General features: G+C 70.7%; 12 protein-coding genes. 7 read left to right on the forward strand and 5 right to left on the reverse strand.

Annotated elements, in window-relative coordinates:
• Window positions 1-161: 161 nt before the first annotated feature.
• The 5 genes from IE272_RS29100 to IE272_RS29120 are packed head-to-tail and all read right to left on the reverse strand — an operon-like array spanning window position 162 to window position 5,663.
• Entirely contained in the window at window positions 162-1,475 is a 1,314-nt protein-coding gene (locus IE272_RS29100) for a DUF58 domain-containing protein (protein ID WP_190008824.1), read from the reverse strand.
• A gap of 10 nt (window positions 1,476-1,485) precedes the next feature.
• On the reverse strand, window positions 1,486-2,514 hold the full coding sequence (locus IE272_RS29105) for an AAA family ATPase (RefSeq protein WP_050359595.1): 1,029 nt from the start codon (window positions 2,512-2,514) through the stop codon (window positions 1,486-1,488).
• Complete coding sequence (locus IE272_RS29110) at window positions 2,511-3,761, reverse strand: DUF4350 domain-containing protein (RefSeq protein WP_190008826.1); 1,251 nt, start codon at window positions 3,759-3,761, stop codon at window positions 2,511-2,513. Before IE272_RS29110 ends, IE272_RS29105 begins: the two co-directional genes overlap by 4 nt.
• Entirely contained in the window at window positions 3,758-4,447 is a 690-nt protein-coding gene (locus IE272_RS29115; RefSeq protein ID WP_057663289.1) for a DUF4129 domain-containing protein, read from the reverse strand. Before IE272_RS29115 ends, IE272_RS29110 begins: the two co-directional genes overlap by 4 nt.
• 4 nt (window positions 4,448-4,451) lie before the next feature.
• Window positions 4,452-5,663, reverse strand: coding sequence for a DUF7847 domain-containing protein (locus IE272_RS29120; protein ID WP_056707444.1), 1,212 nt, complete (start codon window positions 5,661-5,663; stop codon window positions 4,452-4,454).
• 140 nt (window positions 5,664-5,803) lie between these two features.
• Between IE272_RS29120 and mtnA the strand changes: the two genes are divergently transcribed.
• From mtnA to IE272_RS29155, 7 genes are all read left to right on the forward strand, one after another.
• Window positions 5,804-6,946 (forward strand): S-methyl-5-thioribose-1-phosphate isomerase, encoded by a 1,143-nt coding sequence (mtnA, locus tag IE272_RS29125; protein ID WP_098893166.1) that lies wholly within the window; start codon window positions 5,804-5,806, stop codon window positions 6,944-6,946.
• A gap of 4 nt (window positions 6,947-6,950) precedes the next feature.
• The gene (mtrA, locus tag IE272_RS29130; RefSeq protein ID WP_007448372.1) at window positions 6,951-7,640 is read left to right on the forward strand and encodes a two-component system response regulator MtrA; all 690 of its coding nucleotides are present in this window, start codon (window positions 6,951-6,953) and stop codon (window positions 7,638-7,640) included.
• A 1-nt stretch (window position 7,641) separates the two neighbouring features.
• Window positions 7,642-9,681, forward strand: coding sequence for an MtrAB system histidine kinase MtrB (gene mtrB, locus IE272_RS29135; RefSeq protein ID WP_073958553.1), 2,040 nt, complete (start codon window positions 7,642-7,644; stop codon window positions 9,679-9,681).
• A 28-nt stretch (window positions 9,682-9,709) separates the two neighbouring features.
• Entirely contained in the window at window positions 9,710-11,545 is a 1,836-nt protein-coding gene (locus tag IE272_RS29140; RefSeq protein ID WP_190008929.1) for an LpqB family beta-propeller domain-containing protein, read from the forward strand.
• A gap of 113 nt (window positions 11,546-11,658) precedes the next feature.
• Entirely contained in the window at window positions 11,659-12,441 is a 783-nt protein-coding gene (locus tag IE272_RS29145; protein ID WP_098893161.1) for a ComF family protein, read from the forward strand.
• Between the two features lie 326 nt (window positions 12,442-12,767).
• Window positions 12,768-13,457, forward strand: a complete 690-nt coding sequence (gene hpf / locus IE272_RS29150; protein WP_003968752.1) for a ribosome hibernation-promoting factor, HPF/YfiA family — start codon at window positions 12,768-12,770, stop codon at window positions 13,455-13,457.
• A gap of 182 nt (window positions 13,458-13,639) precedes the next feature.
• Window positions 13,640-14,392 carry a response regulator gene (locus IE272_RS29155; RefSeq protein WP_007448358.1) on the forward strand — a complete coding sequence of 251 codons (753 nt, stop codon included), beginning with the start codon at window positions 13,640-13,642 and terminating at the stop codon, window positions 14,390-14,392.
• Window positions 14,393-14,398 lie beyond the last annotated feature (6 nt).

A 14,398-nucleotide genomic window follows, 5' to 3' on the forward strand; every position in this document is an offset into this window, starting at 1 on the left:
GCCGAACAATTTTTCCGGGAAAGCCCCGCACCTCTGGTGCGGGGCTTTTCTGCGTTCCAGGACGGATCGGGACTGCGAAGTCCCGGGGCCGGCGGACAGCGGCTTCTGCCCCGTCGGAAGGGGCAGGGCAGCCGCCATGCCATAGCTCTCTGGCCTGTCCCTCAGAGACGGCCTGCGGCCTTCAGCGCCAAGTAGGTATCGGCAAGCGCGGGAGCGAGATTCTCCGGAGTGGCGTCCACAACGACGACGCCGTGGCGGCGGAGCCTGTCGGCCGTGCGGCGACGGTCGGCCTGGGCCTGGCCGGCGGCTGCCGCGTCGTATACCGATTCGACGGTTCCCCGGGCGTTGGCCATTTCCTCGATCCGAGGGTCGGAGACGGCGGCCAGCAGGACGGTATGGCGCTGGGTGAGTTGAGGCAGCACCGGGAGGAGCCCCTCCTCGATGGGGGCGGCCTCCAGCGTCGTGAGGAGGACGATCAGCGAACCGCGGGGGGCGTCGGTGAGGGCGGCATTACTCAGGCCGCGGGCGTCCGTCTCGATGAGCTCGGGCTCCAGCGTGGCCAGGGTGTTGATGACGGTGGCCAGAACATTGCCCGTGGCCGTACGGCCTTGGACCCGGGCTCGGACCTGGCGGTCGTAGGCGAGGAGGCTAACGCGGTCGCCCGCCCGGGTGGCGAGCGCGGTGAGAAGAAGTGTGGCGTCCATCGACGCGTCCAGACGGGGGATGTCACCCACCCGGCCGGCTGACGTGCGCCCGGTGTCCAGGACGATCAGGATGTGCCGGTCACGCTCGGGGCGCCATGTCCGGACCGCGACGGCCGACTGGCGTGCGGTGGCCCGCCAGTCGATGGAGCGGGTGTCGTCCCCGGGCACGTAGGCCCGCAGACTGTCGAACTCCGTGCCCTCACCGCGTGTCAGAACGCTGGTGCGGCCGTCGAGTTCCCGGAGCCGGGCGAGCCGGGAAGGCAGATGCTTGCGGCTGGTGAACGGCGGCAGGACCCGTACGGTCCACGGTGCCCGGTGCTGCCCTTGGCGTGCGGCGAGGCCCAGCGGGCCGTACGAGCGGATCGTGATGCTTTCCGCCTGCCGTTCGCCGCGACGGGTCGGGCGCAGAATGGTGACCAGACGTCGCCGCTCCCCGGCGGGGATCGCCAGGGTGTGGCGGGAAGCGCGTCGTTCGGAACCCGAGGTCCAGCTGCTGGGGGGCCAGGCATCCCGCAGCTGGGCGCGCAGACGCCGACGCGACGTGTTGGTCACTGTCAGTTGCACTTCGGCCGCGTCACCGAGTCGAACGGATGTATCGCCGGATCGAGTGAATCGAAGCGTGCGCACTGGCGCGGCCAGGGCATAGTCACACAGAATTGCCAGTGAGAGCGGTGCGTTGACCGCAAGCATCCCGGTCCAGCTGGGAGCGAGGATGCCTACGGGGAGTGACCCCAGGGCGGCCAGCAGCGCGGTACGTCCGGTGAGGGCCATGGTCACCGCCTCATCGGGGTACGGGGACGTGGGCGAGCACTGAGGCGATGACGGAGTCCGGGGTGACTCCTTCCATTTCTGCCTCGGGCCGCAGGTGGATGCGATGGCGGAGCGTCGGGAGCGCCAAGGCCTTCACGTCGTCCGGGATGACGTAGTCCCGGCCGGTCAGCCAGGCCCAGGCGCGTGCGGTCGACAGCAGAGCGGTGGTGCCTCGGGGGGAGACGCCAAGGGCGAGCGAGGGGGAATCGCGCGTGGCACGGCAGATATCCACTACATAGCCGGCGATCTCGGGGGAGACGGTCGTCTTCGCGACGGCTTCGCGTGCTGCTTCCAGATCGGCGGGTCCGGCGACGGGCCGTATCCCCGCGGCCTTCAGGTCGCGCGGGTTGAAGCCGTCGGCGTGACGGGTGAGTACATCGATCTCGTCCTGCCGCGAAGGAAGAGGAACCGTCAGCTTGAGCAGGAAGCGGTCCAGTTGGGCTTCGGGGAGGGGGTAGGTGCCTTCGTACTCGACGGGGTTCTGGGTCGCGGCGACGAGGAAGGGGTCGGGCAGCGGTCGTGGTGTTCCGTCCACGGTGACCTGCCGTTCCTCCATCGCTTCGAGGAGGGAGGACTGGGTCTTGGGAGGGGTGCGGTTGATCTCGTCGGCGATCAGCAGGTTGGTGAAGACGGGGCCGGGCTGGAAGGAGAACTCGGCGGTGCGCGCGTCGTAGACCAGTGAACCCGTGACGTCGCTGGGCATCAGGTCGGGGGTGAACTGGACGCGTTTCGTGTCGAGTTCGAGTGATGCGGCAAGTGCGCGCACCAGCAGGGTCTTGGCCACGCCGGGTACGCCTTCGAGGAGTACGTGTCCCCGGCAGAGCAGCGCGACGACAAGCCCGGTGACGGCGGGGTCCTGGCCGACGACGGCCTTGGCGATCTCGGAGCGCAGGGCCTCCAAGGACGCGCGGGCGCTGTCGGACGGCTCCGGTTCCGCAGGCCTCACGGTGGCCGCTGCGGGCGCCGTGGGCTCGGCCGGCTCGGGGGTCGGGGCGCTCATGAAGTGCGTACCTCTCTTTCGAGGGCGTCGAGTTGATCGGCGAGGAGGACCAGGGCGGCGTCGGTGGGGGGAGCCGTGCCGAAGAGCAGGGTGCTGACGTCGTGGTCCGGGGTGGTGATGCGTGCGGACACGGCGGTGAGGAGGACGTCGGGAGTGTGCGCATCACGGGCCGGCACTCCGGCGAGGGGGGCGATGCGTGTGCGGGTGGCGGCTCGGAGGGCGTCGGCGGCCCGGTCGCGGGCGTTGGCCTTGCGGTAGAGGAGGGAGCGGCCTTCGGCCGATTCGGACGCGCGGATGGCTACCGGCAGCCGCTCTGTCACCAGGGGGCCGAGTCGGCGGGCTCGCCAGACGGCGGCGAGGACCGCGGCGATGGTGAGTTGCAGCGTCCCCCACAGCCAGCCGGAGGGGACGAGGTCGAGGAAGCTGCTCTCGTCGGCCGCGTCGTCCCGCGCTCCGCTCTCCGGCTGTTCCTCGTTCTCGTCGCCCGGCGAGTCGTCATCGGTTGTTGCGGATGGATCCGTGAGAGAGGGGAGGTACCAGACGAGATGGGGACGGGAGCCGAGGAGTTGCAGGGCGAGCGAGGCGTTGCCCTGCTTGTCGAGACGCTCGTTGTGGAGGAGGTCGGGGGCACCGAGAAGGACGGTGTCGCCGCCCGCCCCGGTCGGGAGGACGACCAGACTGGGGCGGCCCGCAGCCGGGTAGCAGGTGATGGCGGTGGGGGCCTGCGTCGTGTAGCGGATGCCGCCCATGTCTGCCGTGCCGGCGAGGCGGGCGGCGGGGAGCTCGCAGGACGGGGCGAGAGCACTGACGGCGTGGTGCGGCTCGGTGCGGACGCCGGGGGCGAGCCGGGTGGTGGCTGCCGGTCCCGGGGCGATCAGCAAGGTGCGTCCTGCGGAGGCGGAGGCCGTCTCGTGCAGTCGGAGCTGCTGCGACCGTGTCAGGAGATTGGGGCCGGCGACCAGGAGCGTGGTGTCGGGGCCGGTCGCGGCGGTGGCTTCGTCGAGAGTGGTGGCGACGGTGACGGATATGCCGCGTGCCTTGAGGAGTTCGGCCACGGCGCGGCTGCCCTTGGGGTCCGCGGAGCGGGGGTCGAGCTGTCCGTGGTTCGTTCCGGAGCGTACGACGGCGAACGTGATGCCGGCGACGACGAGGATGAGGACGACGGCCAAGACGCCTCGGGCGCGGGTCCAGACCTGGCCGGGTGTGGGCGCCGTCGAGGTGGGGGAGGCGGTCGTCGCCGCGGTCATCCGGTGGCTCCTCGGGAGGTTCCGGGCAGCAGCGGCTTTGCCTCGTCGAGTTCGAGGTCGAGGGTCTGCAGGGACAGATATGCCGGCTGGTCCGCGGTGCGGCCCCCGTATGTCACGTCGTCGAAGCTCCGGGCGGCGGCGCGCAGCCGGGCGGCGTGCTCGGGGAGGGTACGGCCCGCTTCGGCTGCGGCCTCGTCCGCTGTGCGGCCGGGACGGGCGTCGAGCAGGGCACGTTCTTCCAGGGACCGGACGATGGCACGCATGCGTTCCTGGACGGCCTCGGTCCAGCGCAGAGCCGCGGCGTGTGTTTCGGCGGCGGCGCGGTGCTGGGCCGCGCTGCGGGGGCCGTCGCTGTCGAAGAGTGCGTCCGCACTCCGGGAGGAGCGTTGTGGGGTGCCGAGCCGCCACCAGAGGGCGGCGGTAAGGCCGATGACGATGACGACCAGGACGGCGAGTCCGGCCGGGCCGCCGGGGGCGGCACCCGCGGCGGCGTCGAATACTCCGGCGACCCAGTCCCAGAACTGGTTCAGGGCACGCTGGAGGAAGTTCGGGTCGTTCTCGTGGTACATCGGCTTGGACAGCTCGCTCTCGGCCGCCTCCCGTGCGGGGAGACGCGGAGTGTCCACGGGTATGTCGCCCGCTGCCGTGTCCCGCCGTGCTGTGGTGATGCCCCCCGCCCCCGACACCGCATCAGCTCCTGGGGGTGTCGGCGCCGTAGCCGGGCAGGCCCGCGGCCCGTGCGAGGTCGAGGTCCAGTGCTTCGCGGCGGATGCGCTGGTCCACGTAGAGGAGGGCCATCACGCCGGCGACGAAGGGGTAGATCAGTGTCGAGACGATCACTTCGCCGATGCCGGTGACGATCAGGAAGGACCAGCCGAAGGAAGGGGCGGTGCCGTTGAGGAATTCGCTGACGTCGGTTCCGTCGACGATCACCGCGATGATGCCGAACGGGATGGAGACGAGGAACGTCAGCAGGAAGGTCAGCAGCCAGGTCAGGGCGAGGACCCCGAAGGTGCGCCACCAGGCGCCGCGGACCAGCTTCGCCGACCTGCGGAGCGCGGCCACGATGCTCTGCCGTTCCAGCATCAGTGCGGGGGCGGCGAGTGCGAAGCTGACGTTCAGCCAGAGCGCCGCGACGCAGGCGGCGGCGAAGCCGAGGAAGGCGAGTGCCGCTCCCGCCTCGGAGCCCAGCAGCAGGCCGGGGCCGATGCCCACAGTCATGATCACGGCCATGATCAAGGGCACCAGCACGGTCAGTCCGAGCAGCGGGAGGATCCGGGGGCGTGCCTCTGCCCAGGCGTCGGAGAGCGTGGTGGGACGGCCCAGCACCGAGCGGCTGATGACCACGGTGATGATCGACGCGGTGAAGAGCGTGGCGATCATCGTGACGAGGGTGGCCGGGGCCAGGGAGATCAGTGTCGACCGGGCGGAGTCGGTGGCCTGGCGGAGGGCCTCGGCGCCGGTGGCGTTCGGGTCGACGGAGGTCGGCTCCGGCAGCAGGTAACGCTGCATGAGGATGACGGCGATCTGGGTGATCACCGAGACTGCGAGGCTGAAGCCGAGTGCGGTACGCCAGTGGGCGCGCAGGGCGGAGACGGAGCCGTCGAGGATTTCGCCGAGGCTCAGGGGGCGCAGCGGGATGACGCCGGGCTTCGCGGCCGGCGGTGGTCCTGCCCAGCCCTGTCGCTGCGGGCCGCCGCCCCAGCCGGGTGCGGGCGGCCGTGTTCCGGGGCCGCTGCCGGGGTTGCTCGGTGGGGACCACTGCCCGGGGGGCGGCTGCTCGGGGGACCACTGTCCCGTCGGGCCGCTTCCGTCCTGGGGTTCGGAGGGGCGGGGAATCGCCGTCTCCTTGCCGTCGGAGGGGGCAGATCCGGGCGACGCCCAGCCCGGAGAGTCGTTCATTCTCGCTCCTTCACCGTCCTGACCGCTCATCGGGGCGGCAGGTTGGCAGCCATCGTGCCACGCGTCGGTCCGGGGTGGACCAGCCGCTCTGTCTCCTTCGTGCCTTCATGTACGGGCGGCTCACCGGGCAGACTGGACAGATGGCTGATCAGGACGCGCAATCGCCGGTGGGCTGCGAGCCTCCCGCGCTTTCCGTACTTCGCTGGGACGAGCCTCCGGAAGGCCCCGTGCTGGTGCTTCTCGACCAGACGCGGCTGCCCGCCGAGGAGGTCGAGCTGGTGTGCACCGACGTGCCCGCGCTCGTGCGGGCGATTCGGACGCTTGCGGTGCGAGGGGCTCCGCTGCTCGGGATCGCCGGAGGCTACGGGGTGGCGCTCGCCGCGGCGCGGGGCTTCGACGTCGCGGAGGCGGCCGGTCTGCTGGAGGGGGCGCGGCCCACCGCGGTGAACCTCGGTTACGGGGTGCGGCGGGTGGCGGCGGCCTACTGGGAGGCCGCCGGGAAGGGGGAGGGGGACGAGGCGGCCGCAGCGGCGGCGCTGGCCGAGGCGCGGGCGCTGCACCAGGAGGACGCCCAGGCCAGCAGGCGTATGGCGGAGTACGGCGAGGTGCTGCTCGAGGAGCTGTTGCCGGGCCGCGCCTACCGGCTGCTGACTCACTGCAACACCGGGGCGCTGGTCTCCGGCGGCGAGGGGACGGCCTTCGCCGTGGCGTTGCGGGTGCACCGGCAGGGGCGGCTGCGGCGGCTGTGGGTGGACGAGACGCGGCCGCTGCTCCAGGGGGCCCGGCTGACCGCGTACGAGGCCGCGCGCAACGGTCTGGCGTACAGCCTGCTCACGGACAATGCGGCGGGGTCCCTGTTCGCGGCCGGTGAGGTCGACGCGGTGCTCATAGGGGCGGACCGCATCGCCGCGGACGGCTCGGTGGCCAACAAGGTGGGGAGCTATCCGCTGGCCGTGCTCGCGAAGTACCACCACGTGCCCTTCATCGTGGTGGCGCCGACGACGACCGTGGATCTGGAGACCGCGGACGGCACATCGATCATCGTCGAGCAGCGCTCCGGGAGAGAAGTGACGGAGCTCACATTGCCGCATGGTGTATCGACCGGCGGCGGAGGCGGGATGGTCGTCGCACCCCTCGGGGCCCCGGCGTACAACCCGGCCTTCGACGTCACGCCGCCCGAACTGATCACGGCGATCGTCACCGAGGAGGGCGTTGTTTCCCCGGTCACTGGGGTCGGACTGGCAGAGCTGTGTGCCAGGTCATCGCAGGTAACGATTAGCTAATGGGATGATGTCGATTATGAAGGGACGCGTCCTTGTCGTCGACGACGACACCGCACTGGCCGAGATGCTCGGGATTGTGCTGCGTGGAGAAGGTTTCGAGCCGTCGTTCGTAGCGGACGGCGACAAGGCACTGGCCGCATTTCGTGAGGCCAAGCCGGACCTGGTGCTGCTCGACCTCATGCTGCCCGGAAGGGACGGCATCGAGGTGTGCAGGCTGATCAGGGCCGAGTCCGGTGTGCCGATCGTCATGCTCACTGCCAAGAGCGACACCGTCGATGTTGTGGTCGGCCTGGAATCAGGGGCCGACGACTACATCGTCAAGCCGTTCAAACCTAAGGAGTTGGTTGCCCGGATCAGGGCACGTCTGCGGCGGTCCGAAGAGCCCGCGCCGGAACAGCTGACCATCGGTGACCTGGTCATCGACGTGGCCGGCCACTCCGTGAAGCGGGAGGGGCAGTCCATCGCCCTGACTCCGCTGGAGTTCGACCTGCTGGTCGCGCTCGCCCGTAAGCCGTGGCAGGTCTTCACCCGTGAGGTCCTGCTGGAACAGGTATGGGGTTACCGCCACGCGGCCGACACCCGCCTGGTGAATGTGCATGTCCAGCGTCTGCGTTCCAAGGTCGAGAAGGACCCGGAACGGCCGGAGATCGTCGTGACGGTCCGAGGCGTCGGCTACAAGGCCGGACCGAGCTGAGATGGCCCGAGGCAGTGCTGCTCCGAGGCCCGGCGAGCCGGGAGTCCGTACGGAGCGGGCTGCCGATTCGGGACGGAAGGCGTCACGTATGAGCCGTTTCCTGCAGGGCGGCCGGCTGTTCGAGGACCGGACGCCCGGCGGGCCCGTACCGCGGTTGCTGATGCGGTGGGTACGCCGTCCGCTGCTGCCCGCCGTCCGGTTGTGGCGGCGCAATCTGCAGCTCCGCGTCGTCGCGGGCACCCTGCTGATGTCGATCGGCGTTGTGCTGCTGCTCGGCTTCGTCGTCATCGGCCAGGTGCGCAACGGCCTGCTCGACGCCAAGGGCAAGGCCGCCCAGACCCAGGCCGCAGGCGGCTTCGCCGCGGCCCAGGAAAAGGCCAACGCCCCCCTCGCCCCCGAGGGGCAGGGGAGCGAACGCACCGACGGCATGACCGGCAGCACCTCCTGGCGCACCGAGCTCGTCGACCAGCTCGCCAGTGGCGGCAAGAACGCCTTCAACGTGGTGGCGCTCAGCGTCGACTCGGTGTCCGAGGGCGCGAGCAGCCGTGCCGCGCGCGGTTCGGGCAGTGTCGAGGCGTCCAGCGTCCCCGAGCGCCTGCGGCAGAACGTGAGCAAGGGGCAGGGCGCGTTCCAGACGTACTCCCTGATCCGGTACTCGTACGGCAAGGAGTCGCAGCCGGGGCTCGTCGTCGGCAAGCGGCTCTACGACATCGATCAGCAGCCCTACGAGCTGTACTACCTCTTCCCGCTCACGCAGGAGGAGAAGTCTCTGACACTGGTCAAGACGACCCTGGCGACCGCCGGACTGTTCGTCGTCGTGCTGCTCGGGGCCATCGCCTGGTTCGTGGTGCGGCAGGTCGTCACACCGGTGCGGATGGCCGCAGGCATCGCCGAGCGGCTCTCCGCCGGCAGACTCCAGGAACGGATGAAGGTCACCGGCGAGGACGACATCGCCCGGCTCGGCGAGGCCTTCAACAAGATGGCCCAGAACCTCCAGCTGAAGATCCAGCAGCTGGAGGAGCTCTCCCGGATGCAGCGGCGCTTCGTCTCCGACGTCTCGCACGAGCTGCGCACCCCCCTCACGACCGTCCGGATGGCCGCCGACGTCATCCACGAGGCGCGTGCCGACTTCGACCCCATCACCGCGCGCTCCGCCGAGCTGCTGGGCGACCAGCTCGACCGGTTCGAGTCGCTGCTCGCCGATCTGCTGGAGATCAGCCGGTTCGACGCGGGCGCGGCGGCCCTGGAGGCCGAGCCGATAGACCTGCGGACCGTGGTGCACCGGGTGATCGGCGGCGCCGAACCGCTCGCCGAGCGCAAGGGCACCCGGATCCTGGTCGTCGGCGACGACCAGCCGGTGATAGCAGAGGCCGATGCCCGCCGCGTCGAACGCGTCCTGCGCAACCTCGTGGTCAACGCCGTCGAGCACGGTGAGGGCCGGGACGTCGTGGTGCGGATGGGCGTGGCACAGGGTGCAGTCGCCGTGGCCGTCCGGGACTACGGGGTCGGGCTCAAGCCCGGCGAGGCGACCCGGGTCTTCAACCGGTTCTGGCGTGCCGACCCGGCGCGGGCCCGGACGACCGGCGGTACGGGGCTCGGCCTGTCGATCGCCGTGGAGGACGCCCGGCTGCACGGCGGCTGGCTCCAGGCGTGGGGCGAGCCGGGCGGCGGCTCCCAGTTCAGGCTGACCCTGCCACGTACGGCGGACGAGCCTCTGCGTGGTTCGCCGATACCCCTGGAACCCGAGGACTCGCGGCGCAACCGGGGCAACCGGGAACGCGACGAGGCCGGGGCGGGTGCGTCGGACGACCACCGGCTGATGTCCGTGCCGCCCCAGCCCGGAGCCGGAGAGCGTTCGCCGCTGCCCGTGCCCGGTCGCGGGCCCGCCGTCCGCAACGGCGCCCCCTCGTCGGTGCACCCCGCAGCGCTGCCCGGCAACGGGGCACGTGTCGTGGCGCGCCCGGTCCAGGAGCGCCCCGGTGGGCGTGCGGACAGCGGCGTACAGAAATCCGACCAGGAGGACACCACACGTGGGTACTGACCGCCGTCCGGGCGGCCGAGGGCGGGCGGTGCGGGTGTCCGCGCTGCTGGGCTGCGGCATCGTCGTGCTGGCCGGCTGCGGCTCGATGCCGGTGACCGGGGACGTCAAGGCGGTCGACGCCTCACAGCCCGGCGACTCCCAGGTGCAGGTGTACGCGGTGGCGCCCCGGGAAGGCGCGCCGCCCAGCGAGATCGTCGACGGCTTCCTGGAGTCGATGACCAGTGATGACCCCGCGTTCGCGACCACGCGGAAGTATCTGAGCGCCGACGCCCGGCGTACCTGGCAGCCGGGCGGGGGCACCACGGTGCTCGCCCAGGCCCCCACGCGCAGCGGCCCCCTGCTCCACGACGGGGACAACCGGGCCACCCGGGACAAGGCGACGACCTACACGCTCACCGGCGAGAAGGTGGCCGCGGTCGACGCCCAGAGCTCCTACCGTCCGCTCGCGCCCACCGACTACTCCCAGACCCTGCACCTGGTGCTGGAGAAGGGGGCGGACGGGAAGCAGGAATGGCGCATCGACGTCGTGCCGGACGGCCTGGTCCTCGGGCAGTCCGACTTCAAGCGGCTCTACCGCCCCGTGAACAAGTACTACTTCGCCACCGGACGTGCGAACGGGCAGTCGACGCTCGTCGCGGACCCCGTCTACGTACGCAGCCGTACGGACCCGGTCACGCGCATGGACACCGCTACGCAGACCGTCCGGACGCTGCTCGCCGGGCCGACGAACTGGCTGCGGCCCGTGGTCGACTCCCGTTTCCCGACGGGGACCGCCCTGCGCAAGGGCGTCATCGCGCTGCCGCAGGACGACCAGAACGTGCTGAAGGTGCCGCTCAACGACAAGGCCGACAAGGCGAGCCCCAGTGCCTGCCGGATGATGGCCGCACAGGTGCTGTTCACCCTCGGGGACCTGACCTCGGCGCGGGTCGAGCGGGTGGAGCTGGAGGGCGGCGAGGGCCAGCTCTGTGCGCTGGACGCCGACGACGCACCGGAATTCTCCGCCGACCACGGCTCCGACGGGGACGACAGCCAGTACTTCATCAACGACAAGGGCCAGGTGGAGCAGATCCCCGGCGCCACCGACGGCACCGGAACGCCCGAGCCCGTGATGGGCCCGCTCGGTTCGGGCACCGTCCCGATGGGCTCCGTCGGGGTGGCCCGGGACGAACAACGGGCCGCCGCGGTCTCCTCCCACGGACAGCACCTCTACGTGTCGTCCCTGGAGACGGAGGGCGAGCTGACCGACCCCCTCGTCAGCAGCAAGGCGAAGAAGGCCGCCGACCGGCTGTCGTCGCCGAGCTGGGACGGCCGAGGCGACCTGTGGGTCGCCGACCGCGATCCGGCCGGTCCCCGGCTGCTGCGGCTCACCGGGGGTACGGGCGAGCCGCAGGAGGTCCGGGTGCCGGGTCTCGACGGCGCCCGGATCGAGGAGCTGCGGATGTCCGCGGACGGGGTGCGGATCGCTCTGCTGCTGACGAAGGACGGCCGTACGACGCTGAACATCGGCCGGGTCGAGCGCCGGGGGTCCTCCGTGGCGCCCGAGATCTCGGTCGAGGACCTGCGCCAGGCCGCACCGCAGCTCACGGACGTGACGGCCATCTCCTGGTCCGGACGCAGCCGGCTGGTGGTCGTCGGCAAGGAGGAGGGCGGGGTCCAGCAGGTGCGTTACGTGCAGGCGGACGGCTCCACGTCGGCCTCGGGGTCCTTGCCAGGGGTGAACCAGGTCCAGTCGGTCGCCGCGGCGGACGACGAGCTGCTTCCGCTGATGGCGGAGACCGTCGGCGACGGCATAGTGAAGCTCTCGCCGGGGGACAACTGGCAGACGGTTCTCAAACAGGGCACGTCGTTGGTCTATCCCGGCTGATCCGGTGGCCGGCCGGTGCTCCACCGGACACCCGAGGTTTTCCCCAGGGGGTTTTCCTCAAGGGGTTTTCCACAGGGGTGGTCCGGTTCCGGCGGTCCCGGCACTGTGGGGTCATGCGGAACGCGTGGCGGGCGTGGCAGGAACTGTCCGGTCTGCTTCTGCCGGTGGCCTGCGCCGGCTGCGGCAGGCCGCGCACCGAGCTGTGCACGGCCTGCGGGGCCGCGTTGCACGGTGCGCCCGCCCGCCTGGTCCGGCCCTCGCCCCGGCCCCCCGGGCTTCCGGCGGTGTACGCGGCCGCGCCGTACGAGAACGCCGTACGCGCGGTTCTGCTGGCCCACAAGGAGCGAGGGGCACTGGGGCTGGCCGGGGTGCTCGGACGGGCCCTGGCGGGTTGTGTACGGGCCGGGGCGGGGCGGCCGGGCGATGCGGGTCCCCTGCTGCTGGTCCCCGTGCCCTCCGCGCGTTCCTCTACTGCGGCGCGTGGCCATGACCCGGTGCGCAGGATCGCCGCCGCGGCCGCGCGGGACCTCCGGCGCGCGGGCCTGCCGGCCCAGGTCCTTCCGCTGCTGAGGCAGCGGCGCGCGGTCGCCGACCAGTCGGGTCTCGGGGCGCGGCAGCGGCGGGCGAATCTGGCCGGTGCGCTGGAGCTCACGGCAGGGGGAGGGCGACTCCTCCGGCACGGGCTTCCCCGGCACGAACTCCACCGGCACGGGCTTCTCCGGCTCGGCAGGGTGATCCTGGTCGACGACCTGTTGACGACCGGATCGACGCTGGCGGAGGCGGCTCGGGCCGTCGGCGAGGCGGGCGGCGTCGGTCGGGAGTCCTCCGTGCACGGAGTGTGTTGGGCGGCGGTCGTCGCAGCCTCTCCCACCGCCTTCGAAATAAACCGGAACTGACCGAGAACCCGCATCGTTGCAGGTAATGAGAGGGCAATACCCCCTGAACGGAGGTACGTGCCAGTAGCGGGTGCCGAGACCCTGGTGTGCAGGCTATGTTCGGTTGTGAGGAACGGTGAATGCCGGACCTCGATGAATGCACCATCAGGTTTCGGGCAGGTAACTCACCGGTAGGAGAAGCACGCAAGTCGGTGGGGTTGCGACCCTCCCGACGGGGGAGGAGGAGGCGAAAGCCACCGAGTCCGAGGCCCTGGTGATCTCCGGGGCCTGGTGCAAAAGGGAGATGCTCCGCCGCTGAGCGGGGCGATCCGGGAACGGAGTTCTGCGTGGACATCGTCGTCAAGGGCCGCAAGACCGAGGTGCCCGAGCGGTTCCGCAAGCACGTGGCCGAGAAGCTGAAGCTGGACAAGATCCAGAAGTTCGACGGCAAGGTGATCAGCCTCGACGTCGAGGTGTCCAAGGAGCCGAATCCCCGTCAGGCCGACCGTTCCGACCGGGTGGAGATCACGCTCCGCTCCCGGGGACCGGTCATCCGGGCGGAAGCGGCGGCGGGCGACCCTTACGCAGCGCTCGACCTGGCCACCGGAAAGCTGGAGGCCCGGCTGCGCAAGCAGCACGACAAGCGCTACAGCCGCCGTGGCAACGGCCGTCTGTCTGCTGCCGAGGTCGGGGACGTGGTCCCCGGCGTCGCTTCGTTCGACGAGGACGGTGAGCTGGTCGGCGACCAGCCGTCAGAGCCCGTCCCCACCACGAAGATCGGCTCGCTCGAAGTACAGGGCGAAGGGCCGCTCGTGATGCGCGAGAAGACCCACACCGCCGCACCGATGTCGCTCGACCAGGCGCTCTACGAGATGGAACTGGTCGGCCACGACTTCTACTTGTTCGTCGACTCCGAGACGAAGGAGCCCAGCGTCGTCTACCGGCGACACGCCTACGACTACGGCGTCATCCACCTGAGGACCGACCCGCTCGCCGCGGACGAAGCAGGCGGCGCGGGCGGTGCGCTCGGCGGCTGAGACCGCGTCGTCGGGTGCCCCCGGGGCGTTTTCGCGCCACCGGGGGCACCCGCGCACGGGCACAGGGCCACCGTGCCGGGGGCCGGGCATGGAATCATGGCGGCCCGAGCCAATCGGTGTTCCGCGAAGTGCCGTTGGCGAACGACCGACACTTCAGGCCGTGGCCTTCAGGGGGAGGAACGATGGCGGACACCTTCGGTCCCGTGCGCGATGCGAATGACTCCGACGACGCCGGTGCGTACACCGGCACCGGAGCGGACGGCACTTCGCGCAAGGAGCCCATCAGGGTCCTCGTGGTCGACGACCACGCGCTCTTCCGCAGGGGTCTGGAGATCGTCCTCGCCCAGGAGGAGGACATCCAGGTCGTCGGCGAGGCCGGGGACGGCTCCGAGGCGGTCGACAAGGCCGCCGACCTGTTGCCCGACATCGTTCTGATGGATGTCCGGATGCCCAAGCGCGGCGGTATCGAGGCCTGCACCGCCATCAAGGAGGTGGCCCCCAGCGCGAAGATCATCATGCTGACGATCAGCGATGAGGAAGCCGACCTCTACGAGGCGATCAAGGCGGGCGCGACCGGATACCTCCTCAAGGAGATCTCCACCGACGAGGTCGCCACGGCCATTCGCGCGGTCGCCGACGGACAGTCCCAGATCAGCCCCTCCATGGCCTCCAAGCTGCTCACCGAGTTCAAATCGATGATCCAGCGCACCGACGAGCGGCGGCTCGTTCCGGCGCCCCGGCTCACCGAACGCGAGCTGGAAGTGCTGAAGCTCGTGGCGACCGGCATGAACAACCGGGATATCGCCAAGGAGCTGTTCATTTCCGAGAACACGGTGAAGAACCACGTCCGCAATATCCTGGAGAAACTGCAGCTGCACTCCCGGATGGAAGCCGTGGTCTATGCCATGCGGGAGAAGATCCTGGAGATCAGGTAGTGGTCG

It is taken from the genome of Streptomyces anulatus (genome assembly GCF_014650675.1).
Taxonomy (GTDB): Bacteria; Actinomycetota; Actinomycetes; order Streptomycetales; family Streptomycetaceae; genus Streptomyces; species Streptomyces anulatus.